At 66.7% G+C, this 13,553-nt stretch carries 11 protein-coding genes; 4 read left to right on the top strand and 7 right to left on the bottom strand.

The annotated features are described in order from the left end of the window. Positions 1-74: 74 nt before the first annotated feature. The 4 genes from VSX77_RS09585 to VSX77_RS09570 form a co-directional block, all read right to left on the bottom strand. Positions 75-1,493 (bottom strand): efflux transporter outer membrane subunit, encoded by a 1,419-nt coding sequence (locus VSX77_RS09585; protein WP_338424380.1) that lies wholly within the window; start codon positions 1,491-1,493, stop codon positions 75-77. 11 nt (positions 1,494-1,504) lie between these two features. Further along, the gene (locus VSX77_RS09580) at positions 1,505-4,690 is read right to left on the bottom strand and encodes an efflux RND transporter permease subunit (protein WP_338424379.1); all 3,186 of its coding nucleotides are present in this window, start codon (positions 4,688-4,690) and stop codon (positions 1,505-1,507) included. A gap of 171 nt (positions 4,691-4,861) precedes the next feature. Further along, positions 4,862-6,133: an efflux RND transporter periplasmic adaptor subunit gene (locus VSX77_RS09575; protein WP_338424378.1), complete on the bottom strand. Its 1,272-nt coding sequence runs from the start codon at positions 6,131-6,133 to the stop codon at positions 4,862-4,864. A gap of 450 nt (positions 6,134-6,583) precedes the next feature. Next, on the bottom strand, positions 6,584-7,216 hold the full coding sequence (locus VSX77_RS09570) for a TetR/AcrR family transcriptional regulator (protein WP_338424377.1): 633 nt from the start codon (positions 7,214-7,216) through the stop codon (positions 6,584-6,586). A 133-nt stretch (positions 7,217-7,349) separates the two neighbouring features. Between VSX77_RS09570 and VSX77_RS09565 the strand changes: the two genes are divergently transcribed. From VSX77_RS09565 to VSX77_RS09555, 3 genes are read left to right on the top strand one after another with little or no spacing between them, the layout of a single operon-like run. Then, positions 7,350-8,621: a DUF4331 family protein gene (locus VSX77_RS09565; RefSeq protein ID WP_338424376.1), complete on the top strand. Its 1,272-nt coding sequence runs from the start codon at positions 7,350-7,352 to the stop codon at positions 8,619-8,621. Beyond that, complete coding sequence (locus VSX77_RS09560; RefSeq protein ID WP_338424375.1) at positions 8,618-9,442, top strand: DUF4198 domain-containing protein; 825 nt, start codon at positions 8,618-8,620, stop codon at positions 9,440-9,442. The genes VSX77_RS09565 and VSX77_RS09560 overlap by 4 nt, the downstream gene beginning before the upstream one ends. 5 nt (positions 9,443-9,447) lie before the next feature. Beyond that, entirely contained in the window at positions 9,448-10,296 is an 849-nt protein-coding gene (locus tag VSX77_RS09555; protein ID WP_338424374.1) for a helix-turn-helix transcriptional regulator, read from the top strand. Between the two features lie 97 nt (positions 10,297-10,393). On the opposite strand, the gene VSX77_RS09550 is transcribed toward VSX77_RS09555, so the two are convergent. Together VSX77_RS09550 and VSX77_RS09545 are read right to left on the bottom strand one after the other, a co-directional pair. Further along, positions 10,394-10,699 (bottom strand): hypothetical protein, encoded by a 306-nt coding sequence (locus VSX77_RS09550; RefSeq protein ID WP_338424373.1) that lies wholly within the window; start codon positions 10,697-10,699, stop codon positions 10,394-10,396. Between the two features lie 113 nt (positions 10,700-10,812). Continuing rightward, complete coding sequence (locus tag VSX77_RS09545) at positions 10,813-11,364, bottom strand: hypothetical protein (protein ID WP_338424372.1); 552 nt, start codon at positions 11,362-11,364, stop codon at positions 10,813-10,815. A gap of 75 nt (positions 11,365-11,439) precedes the next feature. On the opposite strand from VSX77_RS09545, the gene VSX77_RS09540 reads away from it, so the two are divergent. Then, on the top strand, positions 11,440-12,516 hold the full coding sequence (locus VSX77_RS09540; RefSeq protein ID WP_338424371.1) for a winged helix-turn-helix domain-containing protein: 1,077 nt from the start codon (positions 11,440-11,442) through the stop codon (positions 12,514-12,516). A gap of 29 nt (positions 12,517-12,545) precedes the next feature. Here VSX77_RS09540 and VSX77_RS09535 read toward each other — a convergent pair whose 3' ends face one another. After that, entirely contained in the window at positions 12,546-13,544 is a 999-nt protein-coding gene (locus VSX77_RS09535; protein ID WP_338424370.1) for an NAD(P)H-quinone oxidoreductase, read from the bottom strand. Between the last annotated feature and the right edge of the window lie 9 nt (positions 13,545-13,553).

Here is a 13,553-nt window from a genome sequence, read left to right as displayed (position 1 = left end):
GGCGGCGCCCCACTAGCCGCCCGATCGTCCAGTGCCAAGCAGGCCCCTGCTCCGCACCGACGAATTGACGGGGGTCAGGAGCTTTGGTTCGACCAGCCGCCCGCCAGCGCGCGGAACAGCGCAATCTGCCGCCGCGAGATCTGCGCATCCTGCGCTGCAAGCACCGCCTCGGTTTCCGCAAAGGTCCGCTCGGCATCGAGCCATTCGAGCGAGTCCGACGCGCCCTCCTGCCGCTTGGCGCGTACGATCCGCGCCGCGCGTTCGGCCTGATCGCGCGCGGCACGCAGCGCCTGCCTTTGTTCGAGCGACCGGGCATAGGAGGATAGCGCCGTCTCGGTCTCCTCCAGAGCGCGCAGCACCGCGCCGTCGAATTCGGCCAGCGACGCCTGCGTATCGGCCTCGGCGGCGGCGATGCGCGCGCGCGCGGGCTCCTGATTGGGGAAGGCCCAGTTGAGCAAAGGCCCCAGCAGCCAGCGCAGCGGCCCGCCGCCGAATATATCGCCAAAGCCCGCACCGGTGGACCCGGCCGACCCGCCCAGCGTGATGCGCGGATACAGGTCCGCGGTCGCAACACCGATGCGCGCGGTGTCGGCGGCCAGGCGGCGTTCGGCGGCGCGAATGTCAGGACGGCGCTTGAGCAGCGCCGCCCCATCACCGACCGGGATGGGATCGGTGATTTCGAGGCTGATGGCGCGGTCCGCTGCGATGGGAGGGAGCGCCGCGGGCGCGCGACCGGTCAGAGTCGCGAGGCGGAAGAGTGCCGCCTGCCGTTCGGCCTCGATGGAGGGGATGTCCGCCGCGCGCTGGTCGCGCAGCGTCGTGATGCGCGCAAGGTCGAGCCCGGTCGCCATGCCGACCTCCTTGCGCCGCTCGGTCAGTTTCACCTGTTGATCGAGCAATTCGACAATCCGCCGCGCAACCGCGAGCCGCGCCGCGCCCGATGATGCATCGGCATAGGCCTGCGTCGTATCGGCCGCGACGATCACGCGCACCGCGTCGGCATTGGCCTCGGCGGCTTCGGCATCGCCCCGCGCCGCCTCGACCGAGCGGCTGACGCGGCCGAACAGATCGACCTCGTAGGACACGTTCAATCCGACATCGACCGCCCAATCCTCACGATCCGCGCCCGGCAGGCGCTGGCCTTCGGGGCTGCGGCCATAATTAGCGCCTGCCCCGATCGCGCCCTGCGGCAAGCGGTCGGCGCGCGCACCGCGCAGCGACGCGCGCGCGCGGGCGATATTGGCAACCGCGACGCGCACGTCGGTGTTGCTCGCGAGCGCATCGGCGACGAGCGCATCGAGCACGGGATCGTCGTAAAGGCGCCACCAGTCGGCGGCGACCGGATCGAGCGACACCGCGGGGCTTTTCGCCGAGAGGAACGGCCCGTTAGCGACGGGCGCCGACGCCGACTGCGGCGCCTTATAGTCGGGGCCCACGGCGCAGGCGGCGAGCGCAAGCGCCGATGCGGCGGTGACAAGATTGCGGAGCACCATAGTCTTTCTCCTTATTCCGCCGGCACCGGCAGCGCCGCACCGTGCCCATCCGACCCGCGTTTCCGCGCAGCCAGCCAGTCGCCAAGCGCGCGGCAGACGACATAGAAGGTCGGCGTGAAGATGAGCCCGAACGCCGTCACCCCGAGCATTCCGAAGAACACCGCGGTGCCAAGCGCCTGGCGCAGTTCCGCTCCCGCCCCGCTCGCGATGAGCAAGGGCACCGCGCCAAGGATGAAGGCAAAGCTCGTCATCAGGATCGGGCGCAGGCGGTCGCGCGCGGCGCGCACCGCGGCGTCGATCGGCGACAGCCCGTCCTGTTCCTCGGCCTGCTTGGCGAATTCGACGATCAGGATGGCATTCTTCGCGGCAAGCGCGATCAGCACGACCAGCCCGATCTGCGTCAGCACATTATTGTCCATGCCGCGCAAATTCACGCCGATCATCGCCGCGAGCAGGCACATCGGCACGATCAGGATGATCGCGAGTGGCAGCACCAGGCTTTCATATTGCGCCGCGAGGACGAGGAAGACGAACAGCACCGCGAGCGCAAAGACGATAGCCGCGGTGTTCGCCGCCGCCTGTTGCTGAAAGGCGATGCCCGTCCATTCGGTGCCGTAACCTGCGGGCAGCGTTTCGGACGCGATCTTTTCCATCGTCGTCAGCGACAGGCCCGACGACGATCCCGGCGCGGTATCGCCGTCGATCTCGACCGCGGGGAACAGGTTGTAGCGCGTGACGCGGTACGGTCCCGTGCGGTCCTCGAAGTTCGCGACCGACCCGATCGGCACCATCGCGCCGCTGTCCGACCGCGTGCGCAGGTTGGCGATGTCGGCAACGCTCTGGCGATAGGGCGCATCGGCCTGCGCGGTGACGCGATAGGTGCGGCCGAGCAGGTTGAAGTCGTTGACGAACGCCGACCCCAGATAGACCTGCAACGCCTCGAACACCCGCTCGGGCGGCACGCCCAGCGCATTCGCCTTCGCGCGGTCGATGTCGGCAAAGACGCGCGGGTTGGTGGGATCGAAGAAGGTAAAGACGTTCATCAGCCCCGGCGTCGTGTTCGCCTTGCCTATCAGATTGTTCGACTCGTTCGCCAGCGCCGCATAGCCGTTGCCGCCGCGATCCTGCACGATCATCCGGTAACCGCCTGCCGAGCCGATCCCCTGGATCAGCGGCGGCGGGATGACGACGATCTGCGCCTCGGTAATGTCCGCGGTGCGCTTCTGCGCTTCGGCCATGATGTCCTCGAACTTCACGCCGAGCTTCTTCCGCTCCTCGAACGATTTGAGCGGGAAATAGGCGGCAGCTGAATTGGGCGCGAGCGTCTGCGACGGGCCGTCGAAGCCCGCGAGCATCACCGACCCCAGTACGCCCTCGACGGGCAGAACACGCGCGGCGACCTTTTTGAGCACCGCATCGGTGCGCTCGACCGAGGCGCCCGAGGGCAGCTTGGCAACGACAAGGAAATAGCCCTGATCCTGCGCCGGGATGAACCCCGTCGGTGTCGCCCAGAACAGGCCAGCGGTCGCGGCGATGAGGCCCGCATAGGTGACCATCATCTTCTTGGGCGCACGCACAAGCCGGGCGGTCAGCCGCGCATAGCGATCGCTCATCCGCTCGAAGCCGCGATTGAACGCATCGCCCGCGGCGCGCATCATCTGCATCCCCCGGCCTTCGTTCACCGGCGCCGAGTGGCCGCGCAGCAGGATCGCTGCGAGCGCGGGCGACAAGGTGAGCGAGAGGATCAGCGAGATGATCGTCGCGGTCGAGATCGTCACCGCGAACTGCTGATAGAAGGCACCCGAAAGGCCCGTGAGGAACAAGGTCGGCACGAACACCGCGCAAAGCACGAGCACGATCGCAACCAAGGCGCCCGACACTTCGTCCATCGACGTGCGCGCCGCCTCCAGCGCGCTCATGCCCTTCTTCAGATTGCGCTCGACATTCTCGACGACGACGATCGCGTCATCGACGACGATGCCGATCGCCAGCACCATCCCGAACAGCGACAGATTGTTGAGGCTGTATCCGACCGCGGCCAGCACCGCGAAGGTGCCGATCAGCGACACCGGGATCGCCAGCACCGGGATGATCGCCGCGCGCCATTTCTGCAGGAAAACGAGGATCACGATCACGACGAGGACGACGGCTTCGAGCAGCGTTTCCATCACCGCGTCGATCGACTGGGCGATGAACTCGGTGGGGTTGTAGATAACCCGATATTCAAGGCCCTTGGGGAAGTCCTTCGACGCCGCCGCCATTTCGGCCTCGACCGCTTCGGCGGCGGCGAGTGCGTTCGATCCGGGGCGCTGGAAGGTCGCGAGAATGACCGTCGGATCGCCCGACAAATAGGTGTTGCTATTATAATCGGACGCGCCCAGCTCGACGCGCGCGACGTCCGACACGCGGACCTGGCGCCCGTCGGCATCGCTGCGGATGACGATGTTCGCGAAATCCGCGGGGTCGGTCAGGCGGCCTTGCGTCTCCACATTCAATTGGAAGCTGCTGCCATTGGCGTGCGGCGGCTGGCCGAGCGATCCCGCGGCGACCTGCACATTCTCGCGCCGCAGCGCCGCGACGATCTCGCCCGCGGTCAGGTCGAGCGCCGCCGCGCGGCCGGGGTCGATCCATACGCGCATCGCATAATCGCGGCTGCCGAACAGGCGCACGTCGCCGACGCCGTCGAGACGGCTCAGCCGATCGCGCAGCTGGGTCAGCGCATAGTTGGAAATATAGGCGCGATCGAGCGACTTGTCGGGCGACACCAGGTTCACGATCAACAGGAAGTCGGGCGAGGTCTTGCGCGTCACCACCCCCAGCCGTTGCACCGTTTCAGGGAGGCGCGGGGTCGCGATCGCAACGCGGTTTTGCACCAATACCTGCGCGGCATCGAGGTCGGTGCCGATCTTGAACGTCACCGTAATCGTGACGACGCCGTCGCCGGTCGACTGGCTGCTCATATAGAGCATGTTATCGACACCGTTGATTTCCTGCTCAATCGGCGCCGCCACCGTGTCGGCAACGGTTTCGGCCGACGCGCCCGGATAGGTGGCGGTCACCGTCACCGTCGGCGGGACGATGTCGGGATATTGCGACACGGGCAGGCCAATATAGGCGACCGCACCGACGATGGTGATGATGACGGCAATGACCGCGGCGAAGATCGGTCGGTCGATGAAGAAGCGTGAAAGGCGCATGGGAGAGCCCCTGTCTTAAATGGTTCTGCTCAGCCCTCCCCTTCAGGGGTAGGGCAGCGAGACTTGGCAGCTTGCTGCCTAGTCGCAGCGGGGTGGGAGCCGTCGGCCTTGGGGGGACACCGCGCGCCCCCACCCCGACCCCTCCCCTGAAGTGGAGGGGCTAAATCAATATCACCGCGCGAAGGTCGCCTGCGCCGACACCGGCTCGTTCGTCCCGGTCGCCGCCTGCTTCGGCGTCGCCGCGACAATCTTGCCCGCCTTCGTCTCGGCCTTGGTGCCGGGGCGCGCGAACTGGTATCCATTGATGACGACGCGGTCGGTCGGCGCCAGTCCCGACCGGATGACGCGCAGGCCATCGACGTCGGGGCCGATTTCGACCGGCTTTGCCGCGACCATGCCGTCCTTGCCGACGACATAGACAATCTTGCGCGCCTGATCGGTCTGCACCGCGGCGGCGGGCACCAGCAGCGCGCGCGTCGTCTGGCCGGTCGACAGGCGCATATTGCCGAACATGCCGGGGGTCAGGAACATCTCGGGATTGGCGAAGCGGCCGCGCGCGCGGATCGTGCCCGACCGCGGATCGAGGCCGTTGTCGGTGAAGTCGAGCCGGCCCTTCCAGCGATAATCGCTTTCGTCCTGCAACCGCACTTCGACATCGGCGCCTCTGTCACCGCCCTCGCGCTTGGTCTTGAGGAACAGCGCTTCGGATCCCTGGAAGGTGAAATAAATCGGATCGAGCGCGTTGATCGTCGTCAGCAAGGTGCCGCCGGCATCGCCCGCCGACACAAGGTTGCCCGCGTCGATCTGGCGATCCGAAATGCGGCCGCTCAGCGGCGCGCGAACGGTGGTGAATTCGACGTCGAGCGCACGCGCCGCGATGCGGGCATCGGCACCCGCAAGCGCCGCCGTTGCCGCATTGACCCGCGCGCGCAGCCGGTCGATTTCGCTCTGCGACACCGCCTCGATGTCGACAAGGCGGCTCGCGCGTTCGAGTTCGAGCCGCGCCAGCGCCAGGTCGCTGCGTGCACTCGCCGCCGCGGCGCGCGCCTCGGCAAGCGCCGCGCGATAGGGGCGCGGGTCGATGGTGAAGAGTGGCTGGCCCTGCCGGACGATCTGGCCGTCGGTAAAGTGAATTGCGGTGATCGCGCCCGACACGCGCGGGCGCACCTCGACCGCTTTCGACGCCTCGAAACGGCCGATATATTCGTCCCACAAGGTCACGTCGCGCGTCAGCGGCGCGGCGACGGTCAGCACCGGCGCGGGCGCGGCGGCGGCCTGCGGCGTGCCGTCGCGCAGCAGCCACCAGGCGCCGGCGACCAGCACGATCAGAGCACCGATCCACGCCGCGCGGCGACCGCGTGCGGGACGGAGTAAAGTCTTTAATTCGCGGCGGACCTTCGCGTCGGCGGGGTCGAGCTTTTCGATCGGGGTGTGGACGGTCATTGTTATGCCCTCTTCTCTTCGTTCGGTTCGGTCGCCGCGCCCCGGCCACGGGAAAGGGGGCGCAGAAACCCGTCGCCGGAAGCGCTGCTTCCGCCGCGTTGCGATTGCGGTCCTCATGTGCGGACGGCCCTCGTGGCAGAGGACAGCCGCCCCGTCCGGCGCCGCGCATCCATGGAGCGCGCACCGGGCCCTTTTTTCTTGGGCCGAACGCCATCGGCGCCCGGCCGGGTCGAGCCCGCTCCCGGGATTGTTTCATGCTGCTGGTGGATCCGGCCGCCGCATGATCCTGTCACACAGCGGCCGCTCCGGGGGAGAGTCCTATCTTTGTATACTGAGTGGTATATAAGTCGTCCTGCGCTGCGTCAAGCGCATTCTGTACCGGGCAGTAAAAATAATTCTTTCAGGGCCTTTACCCGACATACAAACGCCCGCTTGGCGAACAAGTGCCGCTCAGCGCCCCGGCCACAACTTGAGGCTGGTTTCGACCAGCCGTTCCAGTTCGGCGCGCGTCGCACCCGCGCCGGCCTGCACCGACATGCCCTGATTCACCGCCATCAGGAAAGCGGCGAGCCCTTCGGGATCGGTATCCGCGGGAAAATCGCCCTCGTCCTTGGCGCGCGCCAGCCGGTCGAGCATCGCGCGTTTCGCCGCCGCGCCGCGTTCGAGCACCGCCTGACGGATGCACTCGGCGCCCGTGCCGCACGCGACCGAGGCGATCACGCCCAGACAACCGTTCGGATTTTCGGGGCAGCAATACATGTCGAGCGCACCGCGCATCAGCCGTTCGGCGACGCCGCGCGCGGTCGGCGCGGCGAGCGCGGCCTGCATATAGTCGAGCTTTTCGCGCTCATAGAGGTCGAGCGCCTTGTTGAAGAGCGCTTCCTTGTTGCCAAAGGCGGCATAAAGACTCGGCTTCGTGATGCCCATCGCTTCGGTGAGGTCGGCCATCGACGCACCCTCATAGCCTTTCGACCAGAAGACGCGCAGCGCCGCGGCGAGCGCCTCATCGACGCAAAATTCGCGCGGCCGCCCCTTGTGCGCGGCGGCTTGCAAACCAGTGTCGGTGACGGTTTCAATTTCCATAACGACTGGTATATAATTTACGTGGCAGGTAATGTCCAGTGGCGCACCATCGCGGCACAATGCATAAGATTTCGATAGCCGCAAACGGCGCGCATCCCCACTCGTCGCGGCCAACGAGCCGAAGGGGGAAGCCATGCACCGAAAAGGATTCTTTCGAATTGTCGAGCGCGCCGCTCAACGCGCCGCTGCGACGCCGAAAAGCCTGCGATCCGGAATCCGCGCCGCCGCCGTACTTGCGGCGCTATCAACGGCCCTCCCCGCCGCCGCATCGGATCATCTCGATTCCCCGCTCGTCAGCGCCGATCCACGTCTCGACATCGGCGACCTCTATGCCTGGACATCACCCGACGCCGAGCGGATCAATCTCGTCATGACCATCGTCGGGCAAGGCTTTTCGGATCGCGCCGCCTACACATTTCATATCGACAGCGGACCGCGGTTCGGCGCCACCGATGCCACCGCCGCGATCACATGCCGTTTCAACGGGGCGGAGCAGGCAGATTGCCGCCTGGGCAAGGCCGACCGGGCGACCGGAAATCCCGGTCAAGGATCGGGGATCACGAGCAGAAAGGGCAGCTTTCGCCTTTTTGCTGGACGCCGCGACGATCCCTTCTTCAACAATGTCCGCGGAACGCGCGATGCCTATGCCGCAGCAACTGCCGCCTTTGCGGCGTCCGCCGATGCGGGGGCCGGGCCATGCCCTGCTGTCACCAAGACCGAGGCCGCGGACATTCTGGGGCGATGGCGCCGCACCGACGGCGGCCCCGCCACCAACTTCCTGCGCGGATGGTCGCCGATGGCCATCGTCATATCGGTCAAGACCAGGGCCGTGACGCGCGGCGGCCCGATGCTCGCGATATGGGCCGCGACGGCCAGCGGGGGCGAGCAGGTTGACCGGGCGGCGCGTCCGCTGACCGGCAACGCGCTGCTCGCCACGCTGGGAACGGCGGAGGAAGCGGCGGCGATGAAGATCGAGTGGAACCGGTCGACGCCTGCCGATGGCGAGCGGTTCGCCGAAGAAATCGCCAAAAACGCCGCGCTATATGACGCGTTCGACGGGCAGTGCGGCAATGGCTTCCTGTTCGGCGGCGGAGCGCCGCAGGGCGCGCGCTATCTGAAGCTCGCGCGCTTGCTCGCCGACGACCGGCTCTGGCTGAACAGCCGCGCCGGTACATGTACCCGGCTTTTCGCGGTCGAGCGCGCCGCGCTTGCCGATGAACCGGCCTTGCGGGACGATTGCGGCGGGCGGACGATCACCGACAATTCGCTTCGAACCTATCGCTCGCTGCTGGTGAACGGAACCGCATTCGGGGTCAGCGACGGGCTGGAAGGTGACGAAAAGGCGCATTCGCTGACCGAATTTCCGTTTCTTGCGGGTCCCGATCCCGCAGCCTCACCGTCATGATCCGCCTTACACTGGCGTTCGCGGTCGGAACACTGGGCGCCGGGACGGCGATAGCTCACGACTTCTGGGTTCAACCGTCGCAATGGCGGGTGGCACCGCTCGATACGGTGACGCTGACGCTTATGGTCGGGCACGGAGCCGACCGGCAGCCATCCCGCCTCCCGGCATCGCGCATCGTGCGGTTCGAAACGATCGCCCCCGACGGCCGCCGGACCGATCTGAAGGCGCCAATCGCGGACAGCGATGGACAGCAGACACGGCTCCAGCCGGAGGGCGACGGCGCGCATATGATCGTACTCCAAAGCGACGCGCGTGCGCAAAGCCGTCTCCCGCCCGCCCGGTTCGAGAGCTATTTGAAGGAAGAAGGGTTGACGGTCGCGCTGGACGCGCGCAAGCGAACGCGCCGATCCGCGACCGACGGATCGGAAAATTACCGGCGCAATGCCAAGGCAATCGTCCTTGTCGGCACGCCGACGCGGGCGAACAGCCGATGGATCGAGAAGCGGGTGGGACTTGCGCTGGAGATTGTTCCCGACGATGATCTGTTCCTGTCGCCCGGGCCGACGGAGATGAGCTTGCGCATTTTTTACCACGGGCGGCCGCTCGCCGGCGCTCTCGTCAAACTGACGGACCTTAATAACGATACGAAACCTGTGGCGCAGCGGCGCAGCGCGGCCGACGGGCGCGTGCGTTTCGCAATGCCGGGCACGGGGACATGGCGCGCGAATGTCGTGTGGACCCGCCCGAACGAACCGGGCGCCGCCACCGACTTCGAAACCGATTTCTCCAGTCTCAGCTTCGCCGTCCCGCATCGGGGTTGACCCGCGTGGCCCGACACGAACCCGTCAACGACCTGACCGTAAAGACGCTGCTCGAAACCGGGACGATGACCGTTCGCGACGTCGGGTGCAGCGGCGGCTGCAAGCATCGCTCGCCCAACGAATGTGCGGACGCGACCCATTTGGTCTTTCCCTATCGCGGCATTTTCAAACGCCATGTCGGCACGGGTGACACGGTGGCGACCACCGGCCAGCTCGTATTTTTCAATGCGGGCCAGGACTATGCGATCAGCCATCCGGTCGATGGCGGCGATGCCTGCCTGTCGATGGCGATCGCGCCTGAGTTGCTGCACGAACTGACGCCCCCCGATCAGTTCGGTGGCGGCGGCGAAGCGATCTTCCACCGGCAGGCGCGCGGCATCGACCCGCAAGCGCAGCTTCTCGTCGCCTTGCTCCGGCACGGCCTGTCGCGTGGGGCGTTCGAAACGCTCGAAGCCGAAACGCTGGCATTGGCCTTGATCCGGCGATCGCTCGGCGAGCGCACCTCGCACGTCCGCGCCGCGACCTATGGGCGCGGCAAGTTGGTCGACCGTACCAAATTGCTGTTCGCCGCCGCGCCGGAACGCCGATGGACGCTCGCGTCGATCGCGGCCGAAGTGGGTGTGTCGCCCGTATATCTGACGCAAAGCTTCGCGGCGACCGAAGGGGTTTCGCTATACCGCTACCAGCTTCGCCTGCGGCTCGCGCAGGCACTGGTCGCGCTCGAAGACTGCCGCGACATCACCGCGCTGGCGCTCGACCTCGGCTTTTCCAGTCACAGCCATTTTACCGCTGCCTTCCGCCAGCATTTCGGCCGGTCGCCGACCGCCTTTCAACGCACCGCCCGGATACGCTGATCGCCGCTGCCTGACCAGCAGCCGATCGCGCGATCCGTCTTCGGCGACACCGATCGCCGGCCTAGCGCTGACTGTCCCGTCCTCCTAGGGCGACACGTCACGGGGCGCCGCGCGGTCCCTCATCCTCGTCGCCGCCCTCGCCGAGCTGGCCCGGTTCATCGTCATCGCTGCGCTCGCCGCGGTACGCGTCCATGTCGATTTTGCCCGAACGCTCCATCTGGTGCATGTGATCGACAACATCCTGGACGTCGTCGCTTTCGCCGCCCGTATTCGCCTTGGTGCTCTCTGCCAGCGGACGCTCATGGCGCGCTGCCTCCGCGACAGATTGCGCCTGCGTGTCCTCGTCGTCTTGCTCCCGATTTACAGTCTCGGGCGCATCATTATTCTTCGGCTCGTCGATCATCGCACTGGCTCCTGCATTGCGTGATCCAAACGCGGACCGGTTATCGCGGTTCCTTCGGTTGCCGGTTGGCGCTGCAATCGCGCGGGTGGCGGCAGCGCCGAGCCCTGCTCCGACTAACTGGTCCGCGCTATGAGAGCATGGTGAAAGCACCATGCCGCGGTGAGCCACAATAGGGCAAAGATGGTAAGAAAACCCCACTCGACAGCGTGTCCCGGCATCATGTTGAGGGCCGCAATGCCGACGGCATATTGACCGATGGCCAGCAACATCGCGATCGAACGCATCGCCGCGGGACGAAACCGGACGACTATCGCGGCAGCCATGGCTCCCAGCACCATGAGGTAGAAGAAGGCGTTGACGGAATCCTCGTCGCCGATGATGCCGACCGCGGCGTTCGACCAGACGGTGAAGAACGCGGTCAAGCCGGCAACGACATAACCGATGCGCGGCGCGCCGGGCCGGGCGAAGCGCACCGCGAATTCGGCCATGGTCCCGACAAGGCCGAGCATGATCGCGGCGAAAATAAAATCGCTCGCGGTCCATTTCACCGCGCCGGTTATCTGCATGACCAGTGCCGGAAGCGCCAGCAGGGCGAGAAGGCTGCCCCAGCCAGCAATGCGCCATCCGTTCAGAAGCGGGGCGCGGCGCGCAAAAACGTCGTTCATCGTCGGTCTCCAATGCTTTTCCTGCTGCCGACCGTGCTTCGGTCCCATCGAAAAGGCATGAGCAATTCATGAGCAATGACTGAAACGGCGCTCAGCGCTTGCCACCGCCGCGCGATGGCAGCAGACCGCCAGACCATGGAGACACGGCCTCGCATCCTGCGCTTCGACGCTTTTCAGCTCGATTGCGACAACCGGCAGTTGCGCAGGCACGGCCGGCCGATCGAGCTCGGCAGTCGCTATTTCGACGCGCTGGCCCTGCTCGTCTCGCGCCGCGGCGAACTTGTCACCAAGGAATTGTTCATGAACCAGGTCTGGCACGGAATTCCGGTAACCGACGAAGCGCTGACGCAGTGCATCCGGACGCTGCGCCGAACCTTGGGCGACGATGCGGCCAATCCCCGCTTCATCGAAACGGTGCCCAAACACGGCTACCGCTTCATCGCCGCGAAAACAGCGCAGCCGCCGGTCTCGCCGCGCGCGCGCGAATCGCATATTGCCGGCGCTTGCACATTGGCTGGCCTTGGATCGGGTGCCGCGGCCGGCTTGATCTACGGCATGATTGCAGCAACGGGCGGCGGCGCGCAGGTGCTGGTCCTGGCAGCGATGATCGGCGCGCTCGGCCTGCTCGCGGGAGCGGGACTCGGCGCGGGAACGGCTGCCGCTCTGATGTGGCGCGGACGTGCCGACGGATGGCTTGTCGTCGGCACAGCAATCGGCGGCCTTGCCGTGGGCGCTCTGGGCAACCTGCTGGGACGCGAGAGCGTGGGGCTGCTTTCGGGCGTCTTCGTAACGAATGTGACCGGGCCCTTCGAAGGCGCGGTGCTGGGCGCCGCTGCCGGTTGTGTGGCATGGACCGCGTTGGCTGGGCGCGCGCGTCGGACGGTCGTCGCCGTTTGCGTGCTCGCAGGCCTGGGCGCGGCCGCCCTCATTGTCTTCGCCGGAGGGACATTGCTTGCCGGTTCGCTGCAAGCCCTTGAAAGGGACCTCGCCGGAACCCAGCTCAGCCTGGAAAATATCGGCATTGTCATCGGCGAGGCGGGGCTAACAACGACTGCAATCGGGCTAACGGTGGCCGCCGAAACGCAAATCTTCATTCTGTCGATTGGAGCGAGCCTCTTAGGCGTACGCAATCGCCCAGCGAAGCCCGCTTGATAACACCGGAAGACGGCTGTGCGCGCCCGTCAGATTGTCAGCACAATCTTGCCGACATGCGCGCCCGCCTGCATCCGCGCGTGGGCCGCGGCGGCGTCGGTCAGCGCAAAGGTCTGATCCATCGCCGGCTTCCACCCGCCCTCCGCCAGCCGCGGCCACAGCGTGCGGTGAATCTCGTCGGCGAGCAGCGCCTTGAATTCGGCACTGCGCGCGCGGAGCGTCGATCCGGTCAGCGTCAGGCGGCGGCGCATCACCTGCGAAATGTCGATCTCGACCTTCGCGCCGCGCTGGAAGGCGATGGTCACGTGCCGGCCATCATCGGCCAGGCATTCCAGGTTGCGCGGCAGATAATCGCCGCCGACCATGTCGAGCACGACGTTCACGCCCGCGCCGCCGGTAAAATCCTTCACCGCCGCGACATAATCCTCGCTCGAATAATCCACGGCCAGATCGGCGCCCAGCGCGCGCGCCGCGTCGCATTTCGCCGCAATGCCGCACGTCACGATCACCTTGATGTCGAACAGCTTGCACAGGCCGATCGCGGTCGTACCGATGCCGCTGGTGCCGCCGTGGACCAGCACGGTCTCGCCCTCCGCCACATAGGCGCGCTCGAACAGATTGTGCCACACGGTAAAGACGGTTTCGGGCAGCGCCGCGGCCTCGGCCATCGAAAAGCCGCGCGGCACCGGCAGACAGCTCCCCGTCGGCGCGGTGCAATATTCGGCATAGCCGCCCCCCGCAACGAGCGCGCACACCGCCTGCCCCAGCATCTCGCGATCGCCCCCCGGTCCGACCGCGACGACCGTTCCCGCGACCTCGAGCCCCGGCAGGTCCGACGCGCCGGGCGGCGGCGGGTAAAAGCCCATGCGCTGGAGCACGTCGGGGCGGTTTACCCCCGCCGCGGCGACGCGGATCAGCACCTCGTCGGCGCCGGGCTGCGGCACCGGCCGCGTCACGGGCTGCAACATCTCCGGTCCCCCCGGCGCGCTGATGGCGACGGCGGTCATTTCTGCTGGCACGCTGGTCACGCTGATATT

Origin of the sequence: Sphingopyxis sp. TUF1, from assembly GCF_036687315.1 — a bacterium.
Taxonomy (GTDB): domain Bacteria; phylum Pseudomonadota; class Alphaproteobacteria; order Sphingomonadales; family Sphingomonadaceae; genus Sphingopyxis; species Sphingopyxis kveilinensis.
The sequence above is the reverse complement of the archived record's forward strand: the minus strand, read 5'-3'. Positions and strand labels throughout refer to the sequence as shown.

Bases quoted from the DNA above. Each gene is read 5' to 3' on its own strand.
- VSX77_RS09585 (WP_338424380.1), bottom strand. From the start codon at position 1,493: ATGGTGCTCCGCAATCTTGTCACCGCCGCATCGGCGCTTGCGCTCGCC.
- VSX77_RS09580 (WP_338424379.1), bottom strand. From the start codon at position 4,690: ATGCGCCTTTCACGCTTCTTCATCGACCGACCGATCTTCGCCGCGGTC.
- VSX77_RS09575 (WP_338424378.1), bottom strand. From the start codon at position 6,133: ATGACCGTCCACACCCCGATCGAAAAGCTCGACCCCGCCGACGCGAAG.
- VSX77_RS09570 (WP_338424377.1), bottom strand. From the start codon at position 7,216: ATGGAAATTGAAACCGTCACCGACACTGGTTTGCAAGCCGCCGCGCAC.
- VSX77_RS09565 (WP_338424376.1), top strand. From the start codon at position 7,350: ATGCACCGAAAAGGATTCTTTCGAATTGTCGAGCGCGCCGCTCAACGC.
- VSX77_RS09560 (WP_338424375.1), top strand. From the start codon at position 8,618: ATGATCCGCCTTACACTGGCGTTCGCGGTCGGAACACTGGGCGCCGGG.
- VSX77_RS09550 (WP_338424373.1), bottom strand. From the start codon at position 10,699: ATGATCGACGAGCCGAAGAATAATGATGCGCCCGAGACTGTAAATCGG.
- VSX77_RS09545 (WP_338424372.1), bottom strand. From the start codon at position 11,364: ATGAACGACGTTTTTGCGCGCCGCGCCCCGCTTCTGAACGGATGGCGC.
- VSX77_RS09540 (WP_338424371.1), top strand. From the start codon at position 11,440: ATGACTGAAACGGCGCTCAGCGCTTGCCACCGCCGCGCGATGGCAGCA.